Annotated in this window: 16 protein-coding genes; 6 read left to right on the top strand and 10 right to left on the bottom strand. The window is 55.6% G+C overall.

All coding sequences use genetic code 11. The features are described from left to right. Positions 1-48: 48 nt before the first annotated feature. From yoaJ to ACOKCT_RS00365, 3 genes are read right to left on the bottom strand one after another with little or no spacing between them, the layout of a single operon-like run. Entirely contained in the window at positions 49-123 is a 75-nt protein-coding gene (gene yoaJ, locus ACOKCT_RS00375) for a protein YoaJ (protein WP_073885218.1), read from the bottom strand. Beyond that, complete coding sequence (locus ACOKCT_RS00370) at positions 124-222, bottom strand: YoaK family small membrane protein (protein ID WP_103179242.1); 99 nt, start codon at positions 220-222, stop codon at positions 124-126. Positions 223-266: 44 nt separating this feature from the next. After that, positions 267-1,295, bottom strand: coding sequence for a sensor domain-containing diguanylate cyclase (locus tag ACOKCT_RS00365; protein ID WP_420193039.1), 1,029 nt, complete (start codon positions 1,293-1,295; stop codon positions 267-269). A 349-nt stretch (positions 1,296-1,644) separates the two neighbouring features. Between ACOKCT_RS00365 and ACOKCT_RS00360 the strand changes: the two genes are divergently transcribed. Further along, the gene (locus tag ACOKCT_RS00360; RefSeq protein ID WP_263950941.1) at positions 1,645-1,950 is read left to right on the top strand and encodes a hypothetical protein; all 306 of its coding nucleotides are present in this window, start codon (positions 1,645-1,647) and stop codon (positions 1,948-1,950) included. A gap of 1 nt (position 1,951) precedes the next feature. Here ACOKCT_RS00360 and ACOKCT_RS00355 read toward each other — a convergent pair whose 3' ends face one another. Further along, positions 1,952-2,296 carry a DUF488 domain-containing protein gene (locus ACOKCT_RS00355; protein WP_263950940.1) on the bottom strand — a complete coding sequence of 115 codons (345 nt, stop codon included), beginning with the start codon at positions 2,294-2,296 and terminating at the stop codon, positions 1,952-1,954. Positions 2,297-2,469: 173 nt separating this feature from the next. On the opposite strand from ACOKCT_RS00355, the gene ACOKCT_RS00350 reads away from it, so the two are divergent. Then, positions 2,470-3,180 carry a CTP synthase gene (locus tag ACOKCT_RS00350; RefSeq protein ID WP_263950939.1) on the top strand — a complete coding sequence of 237 codons (711 nt, stop codon included), beginning with the start codon at positions 2,470-2,472 and terminating at the stop codon, positions 3,178-3,180. Between the two features lie 9 nt (positions 3,181-3,189). Here ACOKCT_RS00350 and ACOKCT_RS00345 read toward each other — a convergent pair whose 3' ends face one another. Then, complete coding sequence (locus ACOKCT_RS00345) at positions 3,190-4,377, bottom strand: CynX/NimT family MFS transporter (protein ID WP_103179247.1); 1,188 nt, start codon at positions 4,375-4,377, stop codon at positions 3,190-3,192. Between the two features lie 96 nt (positions 4,378-4,473). Here ACOKCT_RS00345 and ACOKCT_RS00340 point away from each other — a divergent pair, with 96 nt between their 5' ends. Further along, positions 4,474-5,265, top strand: a complete 792-nt coding sequence (locus ACOKCT_RS00340; RefSeq protein ID WP_103179248.1) for an AraC family transcriptional regulator — start codon at positions 4,474-4,476, stop codon at positions 5,263-5,265. On the opposite strand, the gene ACOKCT_RS00335 is transcribed toward ACOKCT_RS00340, so the two are convergent. Continuing rightward, positions 5,249-5,695 (bottom strand): DUF441 domain-containing protein, encoded by a 447-nt coding sequence (locus ACOKCT_RS00335; RefSeq protein WP_103179249.1) that lies wholly within the window; start codon positions 5,693-5,695, stop codon positions 5,249-5,251. The two genes, ACOKCT_RS00340 and ACOKCT_RS00335, sit on opposite strands and share 17 nt — an antisense overlap. Positions 5,696-6,087: 392 nt before the next feature. Between ACOKCT_RS00335 and ACOKCT_RS00330 the strand changes: the two genes are divergently transcribed. Next, the gene (locus tag ACOKCT_RS00330) at positions 6,088-8,127 is read left to right on the top strand and encodes a TonB-dependent copper receptor (protein ID WP_420193038.1); all 2,040 of its coding nucleotides are present in this window, start codon (positions 6,088-6,090) and stop codon (positions 8,125-8,127) included. A gap of 44 nt (positions 8,128-8,171) precedes the next feature. Here ACOKCT_RS00330 and ACOKCT_RS00325 read toward each other — a convergent pair whose 3' ends face one another. Next, positions 8,172-9,455 carry a YeaH/YhbH family protein gene (locus ACOKCT_RS00325; protein ID WP_420193037.1) on the bottom strand — a complete coding sequence of 428 codons (1,284 nt, stop codon included), beginning with the start codon at positions 9,453-9,455 and terminating at the stop codon, positions 8,172-8,174. 126 nt (positions 9,456-9,581) lie between these two features. Beyond that, positions 9,582-11,516 (bottom strand): protein kinase YeaG, encoded by a 1,935-nt coding sequence (gene yeaG, locus ACOKCT_RS00320; protein WP_103179251.1) that lies wholly within the window; start codon positions 11,514-11,516, stop codon positions 9,582-9,584. A 434-nt stretch (positions 11,517-11,950) separates the two neighbouring features. Here yeaG and ACOKCT_RS00315 point away from each other — a divergent pair, with 434 nt between their 5' ends. Both ACOKCT_RS00315 and ACOKCT_RS00310 read left to right on the top strand, forming a co-directional pair. Continuing rightward, on the top strand, positions 11,951-12,697 hold the full coding sequence (locus ACOKCT_RS00315) for a MipA/OmpV family protein (protein WP_420193036.1): 747 nt from the start codon (positions 11,951-11,953) through the stop codon (positions 12,695-12,697). Between the two features lie 90 nt (positions 12,698-12,787). After that, positions 12,788-13,642 carry an aldo/keto reductase gene (locus tag ACOKCT_RS00310; RefSeq protein ID WP_180209302.1) on the top strand — a complete coding sequence of 285 codons (855 nt, stop codon included), beginning with the start codon at positions 12,788-12,790 and terminating at the stop codon, positions 13,640-13,642. A 46-nt stretch (positions 13,643-13,688) separates the two neighbouring features. Here ACOKCT_RS00310 and ACOKCT_RS00305 read toward each other — a convergent pair whose 3' ends face one another. Both ACOKCT_RS00305 and gapA read right to left on the bottom strand, forming a co-directional pair. After that, positions 13,689-14,573: a D-hexose-6-phosphate mutarotase gene (locus tag ACOKCT_RS00305; RefSeq protein ID WP_103179254.1), complete on the bottom strand. Its 885-nt coding sequence runs from the start codon at positions 14,571-14,573 to the stop codon at positions 13,689-13,691. Positions 14,574-14,646: 73 nt separating this feature from the next. Then, positions 14,647-15,642, bottom strand: coding sequence for a glyceraldehyde-3-phosphate dehydrogenase (gapA, locus tag ACOKCT_RS00300; RefSeq protein WP_061495017.1), 996 nt, complete (start codon positions 15,640-15,642; stop codon positions 14,647-14,649). Positions 15,643-15,904 lie beyond the last annotated feature (262 nt).

The raw sequence follows: 15,904 nt of genomic DNA, 5'->3' as shown, positions 1-15,904 counted from the left end.
GACACACTTCAGAAAAAAGACCGCCAATGGGCGGTCTTTTTTCGCGATTCACCACCAGCCTAACTGGCTTCCGGCCACGGCCACAATGGCGACAATCAGCATAATAATCGTCGTTTTTCTCATTTATCCCCCAGGCGCAGCGTAGCCGCCGATAAAAAACCACGTTAAAAACACCACCGCCGTGATAAAAATCACGATCGGGAACAGAATACCAAGCCGCATGCTATCACCTGTCCTGAAATACAAAACCCGTCGAGTGTACGGGGTTAATCGATATTGAGAAAGGGCGTTTTCCGTTTCCCTTTTTTATCGCTGTACATGGCGGCGTCGGCTACCCGCAGTGCGCTATCTGCATCCAGTCTGGCAGGATCCACCTCAATCACCCCCAGGCTGGCGCCCGGGTAGACCAGATGCACATCACCCAGCCAGTACTCCCCGGCGATCTGTGCGCTCAGCTGTCTCTTCAGCACCGTCAGCGACGTCTGCTCGCCGCTTTCGCTATCATGACTCAGGCAGGCCACCAGGAACTCGTCGCCACCCAGCCTGCCGACGATATCATCCTCGTCGCGTCCTTGATTCAACCGTTTACCCACTTCCACCAGGAACCGATCGCCAGCCTCATGGCCAAAGCGATCGTTAATAAGTTTGAAATTATCCAGATCGATATAGGCGATAATGGCGTTGCGGTTCAGATGACGCGCCAGCGAGAAGAGGGTGGTGAGATTTTCAAAAATCGCGCGACGGTTAGGCAGCCCGGTCAGGGCATCGGTATAGGACCAGGTAATCAGGGCGGCGTTAGCTTCACGCAACTGCCGGACAAGCGACTCTTTCTCAATGTACTGGGCGATGAGCCCGGCGAAGAGCTTTAAGACCTGCTCGCCGCGTTCGCTCAACGGTTGTTTATGGGTGCTGGTGGCGCAGAGGGTGCCATAGAGCGAACCATCCGTCAGATGAACCGGTATGCTCACGTAGGTGGTGATACCCAGCGCTTTTGCCGCGTCGCAGTCTGCAAAGCGTTCGGGGACGTTATCGCTATAGAAGCAGTCGGAATCGATCGCCCGTTTGCACAGCGTGTCGCCCCAGGGAACGCTGAGCCCTTCCGGGATTTGCATCTGTTTGCTGTTTCTGGCGTAGAGAATATGCTGCAGACGGGCGTTGATATCAATTTTGGTAAGGTAGGTGGACTCCATGTCCGTCACTATCTCAAGCATTTCGAGCAGCTGACGCACCAGGCCCTCAAGTGATTGCTCAGTGCTGAGCGTTTCTGAAACACGGGCAAGAATAATATCCGACATGACGCTGCTCAACTCCCCTTACAGATGATCTCTGTACCTGTCTGATTTGCTCAAAGATTGACGGCGGATAGTAAAACATGAATTAACAACATTTCATATATTCAGGCGAGGAAGGGCACATTCTGGCAGGAAAAAGCCCCGGCGCAGGGCCGGGGAAAATAACAGCTTGATTACGGAATGATGTTCTCTGGTCTTTGCGAGAACGATGGCACTATAGCGAGGAAAGATGTTGGCAGAATGAAGAAATCATGGAGAAAGATTAACCGCCTCCCCTGGTGACAGGGCAGACCGGCTGGGATAAACTTTGCTAAGATAATTCTTAAACTCTCAGTATCCAGCACGAGGAAGTATGTTCCAGTTAAATCCGGGCAGCCTGGCGATGATTATCGGCGCCCGCACGCCAGCAGGTCGTCGCAATATTGGTAAATCTGTGGAGCTGTTTAGCCTCTGTCAGCCGGGGCAGCGTTTTTTAAACCCGGTCAACGGCGTGGTGACCGAGCTGCCGCGAGGGGCAGAACGTCCCCTGTGGCTGGTGACCGGTGATGTCTGGTCGGTGGATAACCAGCACGGTTTTGCCTTTGTTCGCCCGGAACACCTGATGCCGCTCACTCCTGAAGAGGCGCCTGAAACTCTCGACGCGCTGATGCTGGACTGAATTACAGCTTACGCAGCCAGTCGGCTAACACCAGCGCGTGATTGTGCTCCCGGTCTTTCGCGCCATAGAGCAGCGTCACGGGCTGGTTGTCGGCCAGACGGGCAATGCGCCGCCCCTCATCTTCCTGCAAGGCCAGCTCCTGACGATAATGTTTGCTGAAGCTGGCGAAATCGATGGTCTCACTGTGAAAGTCCTTGCGCAGTGCATTGGAAGGCGCCAGCGTTTTACACCACTCATCGCACGCTAACGCCTCCTTTTTCATGCCCCGCGGCCAGAGTCGATCCACCAGGATACGGTAGCCATCGTCCTGGCTTGCCTCGTCATACAGTCGTTTGCACTGAATCATTCTCTTGCTCCTTAATCCGGGTGACGCGGTGCTGGCGGTCACGATCGTAACGCTATCACAGGTTGGCTTTCCGCTTTTGCCCACTTATTTTAAGGTGTTGTGATATCAACGAAAGATCGGTAGTCTGACGCGCCTTATGTTATCTGATATTTATCTGGCATAAGGATCACTGTATGGAACTCTCTGCCCAAAAAGATACCCTCCGAATTGCGCTGGTCGGCGACTACAATCATGACGTGCCGGCTCACCAGGCGATTCCTCTCGCCATTGATGATGCCGCCGCGGTGCTGGACATTACCGCCGACTACGACTGGCTGGCCACCACCGAATTAACCAGCCCGGAAGACCTGGTCGGCTACGACGCGATCTGGCTGGTTCCTGCAAGTCCCTATAAAAATGCTGACGCTGCGTTCATTGCGGCGCGGTATGCCCGGGAGAACAGCGTGCCGTTTCTGGGCACCTGCGGCGGATTCCAGCATGCGCTCATTGAATATGCGCGTAACGTTCTTGGCTGGCAGGATGCCGCCCACGCAGAAACCGATACCGCAGGGCGAATGGTCATTGCCCCCCTGACCTGCTCGCTGGTGGAGGTCGCCGATACCATTGAACTACGCGCTAACACCCTGATCGCTAAAGCCTATGGTCAGGAGGAGATCGAGGAAGAATATCGCTGCAATTATGGCGTTTCGCCTGAATTTGCGCAGGAGCTGGAGAAGGGCGATATGCGCGTCACCGGCTGGGACGCGCAGGGGGAGATCCGTGCCGTAGAGTTGGTCACCCATCCATTCTTTGTGGCGACGCTGTTCCAGCACGAGCGCGCTGCCCTTGCAGGGCGTCCTGCGCCGCTGGTGCAGGCGCTGCTTCGCGCGGCACAGAGTTACTGAATAAAGGGCTTAGCCGGGTGTGATCTCCCGGTCACGCCCGGCAAGGATCCCGCACACGGCCATGATGACTGACACCAGCGCACAGGCCAGCAGCGGGATCCGCCAGTCGCCGTTGGTATCATGGATTTTACCCATCAGCGGCGGGCCACAGGCGGCAAGCAGATAGCCGACCGATTGCGCCATCCCGGAAAGGGCTGCCGCCTGATGGGCCGAACTGGCGCGCAGGCCAATAAACGTCAGGCCGAGGATCATCGTCGCACCGGAGCCAAAGCCAAAAATCAGCGTCCACATCACCGCCATCGCTGGCATAAACCACAGCCCGGCAGCACTTACCGCACACATCATCGCCGCCAGTCCGGCGATACCGCGCTGATCTTTCAGGCGAAGCAGGATCAGCGGCACGACAATTCCCGGTGCCGCGGTCGCCAGCTGTAACAGCCCGTGCAGGGAACCCGCCTCGGTTTCGCTGTATCCGTGACTCTGCAGGATCGCCGGAAGCCAGCCAATAATCACATAGTAAATCAGCGAGTTAATCCCCAGAAACAGCGTCACCTGCCAGGCCAGTGCGGAACGCCAGATGCCCCGGCTGTGCAGGGCGCGGGCGCCGCTCAGGGAGCCGGCAGGGCGCTGACGCCATTGCGGAAGCCACAGCAGCAGGGCCAGCAGAGGAAATACCATCAGCATTAACAGCGCGCCGTGCCAGCCCGCGCCGCTCAGGGCAACCGGCACCACCAGCGCCGAGCCCAGCGCGGCGGCAGCTCCCATGGTCAGGGAGTACGCCCCGGTAAGTTTCGCCACCTGGCCGGGGAAATCGCGTTTGATCAGCCCCGGCAGCAGGACGTTGCCCAGCGCAATACCGCAGCCAATGATGGCGGTGCCGCCAAACAGCAATGCCGAAGAGGGAAGCGAACGCAGGGCAATCCCGGCGATGATCAGCAGCAGGGCGATAAAGAGGCTGCGCTCCATCCCGATGCGCCGGGCGAGGCCGGCCGCCAGCGGCGAAATCAGCGCAAAGGCCAGCAGGGGAAGGGTGGTAAGCAGTCCGGTCTGGGCGGTGGTCAGGGCATAATCTGTACGAATAGCATCCAGCAGCGGCGCTGCACCGGTAAAGGTCACCCGCAGTGAGGTGGCAATCATCAGGATCCCGGCAATCAACAGCGCTCGCTGTTTGCCGGTAGCAGAAAGGGCAAGGGTCATGGGAATCTCTTACGTCGAAATGAGGCTACAGGATACGCATTTTCACCGTGGTTGAAATCAAGCTAAAATGACAGATTATCGCTAATATCGGACAAAATGATGCCTGGACTCGGCCTTGCGGGATACGATCCCGACAGCCAGCACGATCCTGCGGTGGCGTTTCATGTACGCGTGGTGGAAGATGAGCAACGCATTCCGTTCCACCAGCACCGCAAAGGCCAGCTGATTCTCGCCCTGCACGGAGCCATTACCTGCGAGGTGGAAAATGCCATGTGGATGGTGCCCCCGCAGTTCGCCGTCTGGATCCCCGGCCTGCTGCCGCACAGCAATAAGGCCACGCCCAGCGCCCGCCTCTGCTTTTTGTTTATTGAACCCGGCGCGGTATCGATGCCGGACCGCTGCTGCACCCTGAAAATTTCACCTCTGGTGCGGGAGTTGATCCTGACCCTGGCGGAGCGCAGCCCCGCTGAGCAGGAGCCTGCCACCCGGCGGCTGGTGCAGGTGCTGTTTGATGAGCTGCCCCGACAGCCCCAGGAGCAGCTGCAGCTCCCTGTATCCACGCACCCCAAAATCCGCCTGATGAGTGACACCATGGCCGAATCGCCTGCCGCCTGGCAGACGCTGCACCAGTGGGCGCGCCATTTTGCGATGAGTGAGCGCAATCTCGCCCGGCTGGTGGTCAGCGAAACCGGGCTCAGCTTTCGCCGCTGGCGGCATCAGCTCCAGCTGATTGTCGCCCTGCAAGGGCTCATTAGCGGGCAGTCGGTGCAGCAGGTGGCGCAAAACCTGGGTTATGACTCCACCACGGCATTTATCACGATGTTCAAAAAGGGACTGGGCCAGACCCCGGCCCGGTATGTCGCCAGCCTCGCTACGACTTCCCGATAAACAACGACACCAGCCCGGCGGCGATCAGCGGGCCGACCGGGACGCCGCGGAAGAGCGCCACGCCTAACACCGTACCCACCAGCAGGCCCGCGACCAGCGTGGGCTGAGAGCTCATCAGCGTAACGCCGCGACCGCCAAGCCAGGAGACAAATACCCCCACGGCAATGGCGATCAACGATTTCCAGTTCATAAAGGCATGGATAAGCGTGGAAGCCGGTAAAGTGCCGCTGGCGATGGGGGCCATCACCCCGATGGTCAGGATGATGATCCCCACGGTCAGCCCCTGTTTTTCAATCCACGGGAAAAAACCGCTAAGCGGCGTCACGCGAACGATGATCAGAACCAGAATTGATATTGCGACCGTGGTGTTATGGCTGATAAAGCCCAGCGCGGCCAGGCCCAGAAGAATGAGCAGGGTAGGGTCAAACATAGGGTATTCCTTGCCAAAATAGAAAAGTAAGCCTGCTTACTTTACGTGCTCGCGTGCCGGTAAAAAGGGTTTTGTGCAAAAAAGAGTGTGATTTGGGCGATTGCCTGAAGTGGAGAGACGGTGCGGATTAACGCCACGGACAGGCGGTTCAGTCGGGAAAAAATGGCGTTATTTTGAATATTCGCTGCTGGCGTTGAGTATCAGCAAAACCAACAACATGACAATTTTCAACTTTTTTCTACCGCTCTTATTCTCCTCACGCAACGTTGTTCCGGTTTACCCCCTTCGGCAAACTTTACGTAGTTTATGTGCCTGCTCGTTAAGCGCTTTCGTTATCGAAAGGATTCGGTTTCGCAGCGGTACACCACGCCACTCTTCAATCAGGCACAGCAATGAAAAAATTTACGTTTCCCCCCCATCCTCTGGCTCTGGCGCTGCTCACCGCCTTTTCCGGCGCAGCGCTTGCCGCGGGGACTATCAGCACAGCACCGGTGAACGATCAGGATGTGATCACCGTGACGGCACCGGTTCTTTCTCCACTTGAAGTGGTCACGTCGCCCAAAACCCCGCGCCAGCCGGTGCCGGCCAGCGACGGCTCGGATTACCTCAAAACCATCCCCGGCTTTAGCCAGATCCGTAATGGCGGCAGCAATGGCGATCCGGTATTTCGCGGCATGTTTGGCTCACGTCTGCGCCTGCTGACCAACGACAGCGAAATGCTCGGCGCCTGTCCGGCGCGAATGGATGCGCCAAGCTCGTACATCTCGCCGGAAAGCTACGATCTGCTGACGGTCACCAAAGGGCCGGAAACCGTACTCTGGGGGCCGGGGAACTCCGCCGGGACGGTACGCTTCGAACGTGAACCGCCCCGTTTTGACAGCGCCGGCATCAAGGGCGACGCCAGCTTTCTCGCCGCTTCGAATGACCGCTTCGATGAAAATGCCGACGTCAGCTTCGGTAACGACACGGGCTATGTACGCCTCAACGGCAATAAATCGAAAGCGGGCGACTACAAAGACGGTAACGGCGATCGCGTGGCCTCGAAATGGGACAAGTGGAACACCGATCTGGCCATCGGCTGGACACCGGATGCGGATACGTTACTGGAACTCACCGCCGGTCAGGGGGATGGCGACGCAAGCTATGCCGGGCGCGGCATGGACGGATCCCAGTTCAAGCGCGAAAGCCTGGGCCTGCGCTTTAAGAAAGAGAATATCGGCGACATTTTCGATTCCCTGGAGATGAGTGCCTATTACAACTACGCCAACCACATCATGGACAACTACTCCATGCGCTCCCCCGGGACCCCGGACTCCGGCTCCATGAACGGCATGCCGATGGGATCGATGGATATGTCGATGCCGATGGAAAAACAGGTCGATCGTCGCACCGTCGGCGGCAGGATGGTGGGGACCTGGCTATGGTCAGATTTCCAGCTGCAAAGCGGGCTGGATATGCAGACCAACACCCATCGCAGCAATGAAGATGATGAGGACAAAGGCTGGCAGGAGGATGCACGTTTTCACGATTATGGCGCGTTCGGCGAGCTGACGTGGAATGCGACCGATCTGAGTAAAGTGATTGGCGGCGCGCGTCTGGATAAGGTCGAAGTGGATAACTATACCGGCATCGGCAGCGACAGCCGCGAGGATACCCTTCCGGCGGGCTTCCTGCGCGTGGAGCATAATCTGGGCGCGGCACCGGCGATGGTCTACGCCGGGCTCGGTTATACCGAACGATTCCCCGATTACTGGGAGCTGTTTTCGCCCACCTATGGCCCGGACGGCACCTCGGATGTCTTTGATAATCTCAAACCAGAGCAAACCACCCAGCTTGACGTCGGCGCCCAGTATAAAGGCGAGCGTACCACCGGGTGGATCTCCGCCTATGTCGGGCGCATCAACGACTTTATCCTGTTTAGCTACGATCCGGACGATTCCCACGTCAGCCAGGCCGACAACGTGGATGCCACCATTATGGGTGGGGAGATGGGCGCCTCCTGGCAGCTGAGCGATCAGTGGAAAACCGACGCTACCCTTAACTACTCCTGGGGGGAGAACACGGACGACCACCAGCCGCTGCCGCAAATGCCGCCGCTGGAGGCGCGTCTTGGCCTCACGTGGGAGCAGGGCGACTGGAGTTCAACCGGCCTGCTGCGCATGGTGAGCCCGCAGCATCGGGTGGCGATGAACGAAGGTAACGTGGTCGGCAAAGATTTCGATCAGAGCGCTGGCTTTGCCATTCTCTCCGCCAACGCGGCATGGAAGGTGAATAACTACCTGAAGCTGAGCAGTGGGGTCGATAACCTGCTGGACAAAAACTACAGCGAACATCTTAACCTGGCGGGGAACAGCAGCTTTGGCTACTCCTCCGACACGCCGGTCAATGAACCGGGTCGGACCGTGTGGGCAAAAATGAACGTTACGTTCTGACAGAAAGCTAACGTAAAACCGCCGGTCAATGACCGGCGGTGGCGTTAACTGTTGCTGGTGGCAGATTGCTTATGGAAAAGCTCTCTGAATACCGGATAGATATCGTCCTGGTCGCGAATGTGCTGCATCGCGAAGTTATCAAACGTGCTTTGCAGATGTTCATACTCACGCCACAGCGTCTGGTGAGCGCGGCGGGTGATCTCGATATAGCTGTAGTAACGCACAACCGGCAGCAGTTTTTTCGCCAGAATTTCATGGCACAGCGGCGAATCGTCTGCCCAGTTATCACCGTCCGACGCCTGAGCAGCATAGATGTTCCACTGCGCCGGGTCGTAACGCTCTTTCACCACCTCATCCATCAGCTTCAGGGCACTGGAAACGATAGTCCCCCCCGTCTCCTGTGAGTAGAAGAACTCATGCTCATCCACCTCCTTGGCCTGGGTATGATGGCGAATATAGACCACTTCCACGTTCTTATAGGTTCGGCTCAGGAAGAGATAGAGCAGAATATAAAAGCGTTTGGCCATATCTTTGGTAGCCTGATCCATCGAGCCGGAAACGTCCATCAGGCAGAACATCACCGCCTGGCTTGAAGGCTCAGGACGCTTTTCGTAGTTCTTGTAACGCAGGTCAAAGGTGTCGATAAACGGCACACGCTCGATTTTGGCGCGCAGTTCGGCGATCTCTTTGCGTAAACGCTCCTCTTCCAGCAGCTGCGCTGGCTCGCTTTTCGCCACACTATCCAGGCTTGCTTCCAGCTCGCGCAGTTCACGCCGTTTGCCCGCGGTCATGGCGGTACGGCGCGCCAGTGAGTTCTGCAGCGAACGCACCACGCTGATATTTGCCGGCACGCCGTTGGCGGTAAAACCGGCCCGGTGGGTTTTGTATTCGTTCAACTGACGATGCTGGTTCTTCTTCAGATTCGGCAGGGCCAAATCCTCAAACAGCAGATCCAGGTACTCATCCTTGGAGATCTGAAACACAAATTCGTCCTGACCTTCACCGTCCTGGCTGGCCTGGCCCTGACCACTGCCGCCGCCACCGCCGCCCCCCTGTGGACGTTCAATACGGTCATTCTGGACAAAATGGTCATTACCGGGATGAACGCGATGGCGCAAACCACCGCGTCCCTGATGGAACATCGGTTCGCTAATATCATCCGTCGGGATAGAGACGGACTCCCCGCTGTCTACGTCGGTCACCGAACGCTTGTTAATGGCCTCGGAGATCGACTGTTTGATTTGCGCTTTATAACGACGCAAGAAGCGCTGGCGATTCACCGTGCTCTTGTTTTTGCCGTTAAGACGCCGGTCAATAAACCAGGTCATATGCCCCCCGTACTGCATTTGCCAACTTTCAGTGCCCGTAAGTGCCGGACAGCGCTGACGCTTATCCGGCCTACGGAACATTGTTGTAGGCCCGGCAAGCCACACGCCGCCGGGCTTTTTGGGCTGTTAAGACGACTTACGCACGCGCAGGTACCATTCGCAGAGCAGGCGAACCTGTTTGCGGGTGTAACCTTTCTCCATCATGCGGTCGACAAAATCGTCGTGCTTTTTCTGCTCGTCGGTTGAGGTTTTGGCATTGAACGAAATGACCGGCAACAGCTCCTCGGTATTGGAGAACATTTTCTTCTCAATAACGGTGCGCAGTTTTTCGTAGCTGGTCCAGTTTGGATTCCGTCCGCTGAAGTTCGCTCTGGCGCGCAGCACGAAGTTGACGATCTCGTTACGGAAGTCTTTCGGGTTACTGATCCCGGCAGGCTTCTCGATTTTTTCCAGTTCCGCATTCAGTGACTCGCGGTCAAACAGCTGGCCGGTATCCGGGTCGCGGTACTCCTGATCCTGGATCCAGAAATCGGCATAGGTGACGTAGCGGTCAAAAATGTTCTGTCCATACTCGGAGTAAGATTCCAGATAGGCGGTCTGGATCTCTTTGCCAATAAACTCGGCGTATTTCGGGATCAGATAGCCTTTCAGGAACTCCAGGTAACGTTCAGCCTGTTCCTGCGGGAACTGTTCACGTTCAATCTGCTGCTCCAGCACGTAGAAGAGGTGTACCGGGTTAGCGGCCACTTCGGTGTGGTCAAAGTTGAACACACGGGAGAGGATTTTAAACGCGAAACGCGTGGAGAGACCGTTCATCCCTTCATCGACACCGGCGTAGTCACGATACTCCTGATAGGATTTCGCTTTCGGGTCGGTATCTTTCAGGCTTTCACCGTCGTAAACACGCATTTTCGAGTAAATGCTGGAGTTTTCTGGCTCTTTCAGGCGCGACAGGATCGAGAAGCGCGACAGCGTCTCCAGGGTTCCCGGGGCGCAAGGGGCATGAACCAGCTCACTGTGGTTAAGCAGTTTTTCGTAAATCTTGATCTCTTCGGAGATCCGCAGGCAGTAAGGCACTTTGACAATGTAAACACGGTCAAGGAACGCCTCGTTGTTTTTATTGTTTCTGAACTGAACCCATTCAGATTCGTTGGAGTGCGCCAGGATAATGCCGTTAAACGGCAGGGCGGAAATACCTTCCGTCCCGTTGTAGTTACCTTCCTGGGTTGCCGTCAACAGTGGATGCAGCACCTTAATCGGCGCTTTAAACATCTCGACGAACTCCATAATCCCCTGGTTGGCGCGGCACAGCGCACCGGAATAGCCGTATGCGTCAGGATCGTTTTGCGCGTGGTTTTCCAGTTTACGGATATCCACTTTACCGACCAGAGCAGAGATATCCTGGTTGTTCTCATCACCCGGTTCAGTTTTGGCAATCGCAATCTGCTCCAGAATGGATGGCCATACTTTCACCACGCGGAATTTGGTGATATCACCGCCAAATTCGTGCAGGCGCTTCGCTGCCCACGGCGACATGATCGTCCCGAGATAGCGGCGAGGGATGCCGTACTCTTTATCCAGTATCTGCGCATCTTCCTGCGGGTTAAACAGGCACAGCGGATGGTCGTTCACCGGGCTACGTTCACCGTTGGCGCTCAGGACGTAGATAGGTACGCGCTGCATCAACGATTTCAGCCGCTCGGCCAGCGAGGATTTACCGCCGCCAACGGGACCCAACAGATACAAAATCTGTTTCTTCTCTTCCAGACCCTGAGCAGCATGTTTCAGATAAGAGACAATCTGCTCGATGGCATCTTCCATGCCGTAAAATTCTTCAAACGCAGGATATCGGGCGACGACCCGATTCGAAAACAGACGGGAAAGCCGTGGCTCCTGGGCGGTATCAACCATATTTGGCTCACCGATAGCCATCAATAGTCGTTCCGCCGCATTGGCATAAGCACTGCGATCTTGCCGGCAGATGGTAAGAAACTCCTGCAGTGTGAACTCTTCGTCCTTGGCAGCTTCATAACGCTGGCGATAGTGATCGAATATATTCATGGCATGCCGTCCTTTCGTTTTTTAGCACAGGAAAAGAGCCGTTCATATGAATAGTAGAGGCTCCCGGAAGCGGGATCCGTTGCACCTCACTGCCAGAGCAGCAACCCGTGTGCCAGGTCGGGCGGCTGAAACTGCGGGGTGATCAGGTATTCAGCTTCTTAAAATTAAGCGTAGATGGCATTTGCAAAACTTGCATGTATGCCAAAACTAATTTCAATGACATATCAATAACTCATCCAAAAAAATAGCCAAATCTTAAACGTCAAACACACTTATTTCACTGAACGGTAATGCGCGTGACAGCGTTTCGTCATCTGCCGCAAACAAAATATTCTGTTAATCAAATTGATTAGCAGACAAAAAATTTTGAGCAATGGGGGAGATGACGGTTACACTTCACTCGCTGATTATTTGACTACAGGAAAGAATGGATTGTGACCAAACTCAAACTTCTGGCACTGGGGATTATCGTTGCCACCTCAGTAAGTACAGCATACGCGGAGAATCAGTGGTCAATTGGTGCTGGTGTCGGCGTAATCAATAGCCCTTATAAACAGTACGATCGTGATTTCTACCCGGTTCCGGTTATCACCTATGAAGGCGATAACTTCTGGTTCCGTGGGCTGGGCGGTGGCTACTATCTGTGGAACGACCAGACCGACAAACTCTCCATCATGGCTTATTACGACCCGACGCACTTCAAGCCTGGCGACAGTGACAACCGTCAGCTGCGCCAGCTGGACAAGCGTAAAAGCACCATGATGGCGGGGATTTCATGGGTACATAACACGCAGTACGGTTTCCTGCGCACCGCCCTGGCTGGCGACACGCTCGACAACAGTAACGGTTATATCTGGGATCTGGCGTGGTTGTACCGTTACACCAACGGCGGGCTGACGCTCACCCCGGGCATCGGTCTGGAATACAACAGCGACAACTACAACGACTACTATTATGGCGTTTCCCGTAACGAAGCACGACGCAGCGGCCTGCGCAGCTTCGATGCAGACGACAGCTGGCAACCGTACCTGGAGCTGACGGCCAGCTATAAATTCGCCACGGACTGGAACGTCTACGGTACCGGCCGCTATACCCGTCTCAGCGATGAGGTGAAAGACAGCCCGATGGTTGATAAATCGTGGACCGGTCTGATGTCGGTGGGTGTGACCTACAGTTTCTGATTGTGCATTTGTACTGCGCAATTTGTGCATCATAACGGGGCCCTCGGGCCCCGTTTGTTTTAGGGTGGTGCAGACAAACAGGAGCGTATTATGAGCGAAAAAACCGTCAACTTTGGCGACAACAGGGTGCTTCCGGCCATCGGTCAGGGCACTTGGTATATGGGTGAAAAGGCAAGCCAGCGCCGCCAGGAGAGCGATGCCTTACGGGCAGGCATTGAGCGGGGGCTGACCCTGATCGATACCGCGGAGATGTATGCCGAGGGCGGTGCGGAAGAGGTGGTTGGCGAGGCAATCAAAGGCCAGCGCGATAAGGTCTTTCTGGTCTCCAAAGTCTACCCGTGGAATGCCGGTGGCAAAAAAGGGATTGCCGCCTGCGAAGCCAGCCTGCGCCGTCTGGGCACCGATCATATTGACCTCTATCTGCTGCACTGGCGGGGAAATTATTCTCTGGCAGAGACTGTCGAACTGATGGAGACGCTGCAACAGCAGGGCAAAATTGGCCGCTGGGGCGTCTCGAACCTTGATTATGCGGATATGCAGGAGCTGGGACAGGTGCCGGGCGGGCAGGCCTGTGCCACCGATCAGGTGCTCTACCATCTGGCCTCACGCGGTATCGAATATGATCTGTTGCCCTGGTGCCAGCAACAGCAGATGCCGGTGATGGCCTATTGCCCGCTGGCGCAGGCCGGGCGACTGCGCGCCGGGCTGATGAATCACCCGGTGGTCAATGCGATTGCCAGAGAGTACAACGCCACGGCGGCCCAGGTGCTGCTGGCGTGGGTGATCGGTCACCCTGGGGTGATGGCGATCCCGAAGGCGTCATCAATCATGCATGTGGAAGAGAACGCGGGCGCGCTGGGCATTACCCTCTCAGCAGAGGCGTTACAGAAGCTGGATGCCGCCTTCCCGGCGCCGAAAAACAAAACGGCATTAGACGTGGTGTGAAGTGTGCGTCATGCCCTCTCAGCATGGAGAGGGCAAGGGCAGGGCATTAACGCTTCACAATGTGAATGGTTTGTCCCAGACGGGTCGGTTTCTCTTCCGTCGCTTTTTGCGGTTCGCTGACGCAGGCGGTCTCTACGCAGACAAAGGTTTTATAACCGTCATCCGGCATATCGCCCATGCTGACTGACAGCGCCGGGCCAGGGTTCCAGCCAACCACGTTGCTGTGGTGGTGATGAATTACTTCAATGGCGCGGTTCAGGGAGGTATCTTCGATAACGCTGCACGCTTCCGGGTTCAGATAGACGCGGTCGGTACGATCCGGGAAGGTTTGCGCGCCGTCGGTCAGTCGGCCTTCTTTCGCATTATCCACTTTGTCGATAAAGGTATCGCCAAGGCCGTTCACGGTGACGGCAGCGATATCGCCGACGTTGAAGTAAGTGTGCAGGGCGGAAGTGGTTTCAAATTCACCGTGCGCTTCCAGTTCGATCTCGCAGGTTTTACCCAGCTTAAAGCGGGCATAGAGAGTGAAGTCGTGCGGCCAGAGTTTGCGCGTTTCATCATCGCTTTGCAGCTCAAAGGTTAACACCACGCCGGACTCATCTTCGTTGTGGGCTTTCAGCGTCCACGGCAGGTTGCGGGCAAAACCGTGCGACGGCAGACCCTCCTGCGCCGCCGGGCCAAACCACGGCCAGCAGATTGGTACGCCGCCGCGAATAGCGGCCCCTTTTTTGAAAGAGGTGTTATCGCTTAGCCACAGCGCTTCCATTTCACCTTCCGGCTGCCAGGAGAGCAGGTGCGCGCCGTGCAGGGCAACAGAAGCCTGAACCTGCGGATGGTCAACTACGATCACTTCAACATCGTCAATCTGACGGCGGGAAAGCACAGGGGTAAGCTGTTCGACTACCGGAAGTGCAAAAATTGTTTTAATCATTACGCAATCCTCTGTCTTTAAAGCAAAAAAAAGGCGACCAGGGTCGCCTTTTTGGATCAATTTCTCATCTCACTTATTTGGAGATGTGAGCGATCAGGTCCAGAACTTTGTTAGAGTAGCCGGTTTCGTTGTCGTACCAGGAAACCAGTTTCACGAAGTTGTCGTTCAGTGCGATACCTGCTTTAGCATCGAACACGGAAGTGCACACTTCGCCGTTGAAATCGGTAGAAACAACGTCGTCTTCGGTGTAACCCAGAACGCCTTTCATTGGGCCTTCAGAAGCCGCTTTGATTGCTTTCTTGATTTCTTCGTAGCTTGCTGCTTTTTCCAGACGAACGGTCAGGTCAACAACAGATACGTTTGGAGTTGGAACGCGGAACGCCATACCAGTCAGTTTGCCGTTCAGTTCTGGCAGAACTTTACCTACAGCTTTAGCTGCGCCGGTAGAAGATGGGATGATGTTCTGAGCTGCGCCGCGGCCGCCGCGCCAGTCTTTGTGAGACGGGCCGTCAACGGTTTTCTGAGTCGCGGTGGTTGCGTGAACAGTAGTCATCAGACCTTCGATGATGCCGAAGTTGTCGTTGATAACTTTTGCCAGCGGTGCCAGGCAGTTGGTGGTGCAGGATGCGTTAGAAACGATGTCCTGGCCAGCGTAAGTTTCGAAGTTAGCACCACGAACGAACATTGGGGTATTGTCTTTGGAAGGACCAGTCAGAACAACTTTTTTCGCGCCAGCGGTGATGTGCTTACGCGCAGTTTCGTCGGTCAGGAAGATACCGGTTGCTTCAGCAACAACGTCAACACCGATTTCGTTCCATTTCAGGTTAGCTGGGTCTTTTTCAGCAGTAACACGGATGGTTTTGCCATTAACAACCAGGTGGCCGTCTTTCACTTCAACGGTGCCGTTGAAACGACCGTGAGTTGAGTCGTACTTCAGCATGTATGCCATGTACTCAGCGTCTAACAGATCGTTGATGCCAACGATTTCGATGTCAGAACGTTCCTGCGCAGCACGGAAAACAATACGGCCGATACGGCCAAAACCGTTGATACCTACTTTGATAGTCATATATTCCACCAGCTATTTGTTAGTGAATAAAAGGTTGCGTGTAAAATTACAAAAACCTTACGCAGCGTCAAGCGGAATCGTGTCAATCATTGCGACAAATCAATCCTTAGCATTAGCTTTGCTCGATTGACCTACCTCACATTCCCTTGGAGCTTGCACCCATATGGGGCCTGCGCACGGAATTTTAAAGGGCTGCCCACATAAAAACGTGGAGTAGATCACATTTGTCTGACCGCCTCTGCGCAACGAGTAAGTTTAGATC

The organism is Leclercia sp. M-A074-M (assembly GCF_965195605.1).
Classification (GTDB): Bacteria; Pseudomonadota; Gammaproteobacteria; order Enterobacterales; family Enterobacteriaceae; genus Enterobacter.
The sequence above is the reverse complement of the archived record's forward strand: the minus strand, read 5'-3'. Positions and strand labels throughout refer to the sequence as shown.

Coding starts and splice junctions, on each gene's coding strand:
- ACOKCT_RS00305 (WP_103179254.1), bottom strand. CDS start 14,573: ATGATTAAAACAATTTTTGCACTTCCGGTAGTCGAACAGCTTACCCCT.
- ACOKCT_RS00355 (WP_263950940.1), bottom strand. CDS start 2,296: ATGATTCAGTGCAAACGACTGTATGACGAGGCAAGCCAGGACGATGGC.
- ACOKCT_RS00335 (WP_103179249.1), bottom strand. CDS start 5,695: ATGTTTGACCCTACCCTGCTCATTCTTCTGGGCCTGGCCGCGCTGGGC.
- ACOKCT_RS00310 (WP_180209302.1), top strand. CDS start 12,788: ATGAGCGAAAAAACCGTCAACTTTGGCGACAACAGGGTGCTTCCGGCC.
- yeaG (WP_103179251.1), bottom strand. CDS start 11,516: ATGAATATATTCGATCACTATCGCCAGCGTTATGAAGCTGCCAAGGAC.
- ACOKCT_RS00350 (WP_263950939.1), top strand. CDS start 2,470: ATGGAACTCTCTGCCCAAAAAGATACCCTCCGAATTGCGCTGGTCGGC.
- ACOKCT_RS00345 (WP_103179247.1), bottom strand. CDS start 4,377: ATGACCCTTGCCCTTTCTGCTACCGGCAAACAGCGAGCGCTGTTGATT.
- ACOKCT_RS00360 (WP_263950941.1), top strand. CDS start 1,645: ATGTTCCAGTTAAATCCGGGCAGCCTGGCGATGATTATCGGCGCCCGC.
- ACOKCT_RS00330 (WP_420193038.1), top strand. CDS start 6,088: ATGAAAAAATTTACGTTTCCCCCCCATCCTCTGGCTCTGGCGCTGCTC.
- ACOKCT_RS00370 (WP_103179242.1), bottom strand. CDS start 222: ATGCGGCTTGGTATTCTGTTCCCGATCGTGATTTTTATCACGGCGGTG.
- ACOKCT_RS00340 (WP_103179248.1), top strand. CDS start 4,474: ATGATGCCTGGACTCGGCCTTGCGGGATACGATCCCGACAGCCAGCAC.
- ACOKCT_RS00365 (WP_420193039.1), bottom strand. CDS start 1,295: ATGTCGGATATTATTCTTGCCCGTGTTTCAGAAACGCTCAGCACTGAG.
- ACOKCT_RS00325 (WP_420193037.1), bottom strand. CDS start 9,455: ATGACCTGGTTTATTGACCGGCGTCTTAACGGCAAAAACAAGAGCACG.
- gapA (WP_061495017.1), bottom strand. CDS start 15,642: ATGACTATCAAAGTAGGTATCAACGGTTTTGGCCGTATCGGCCGTATT.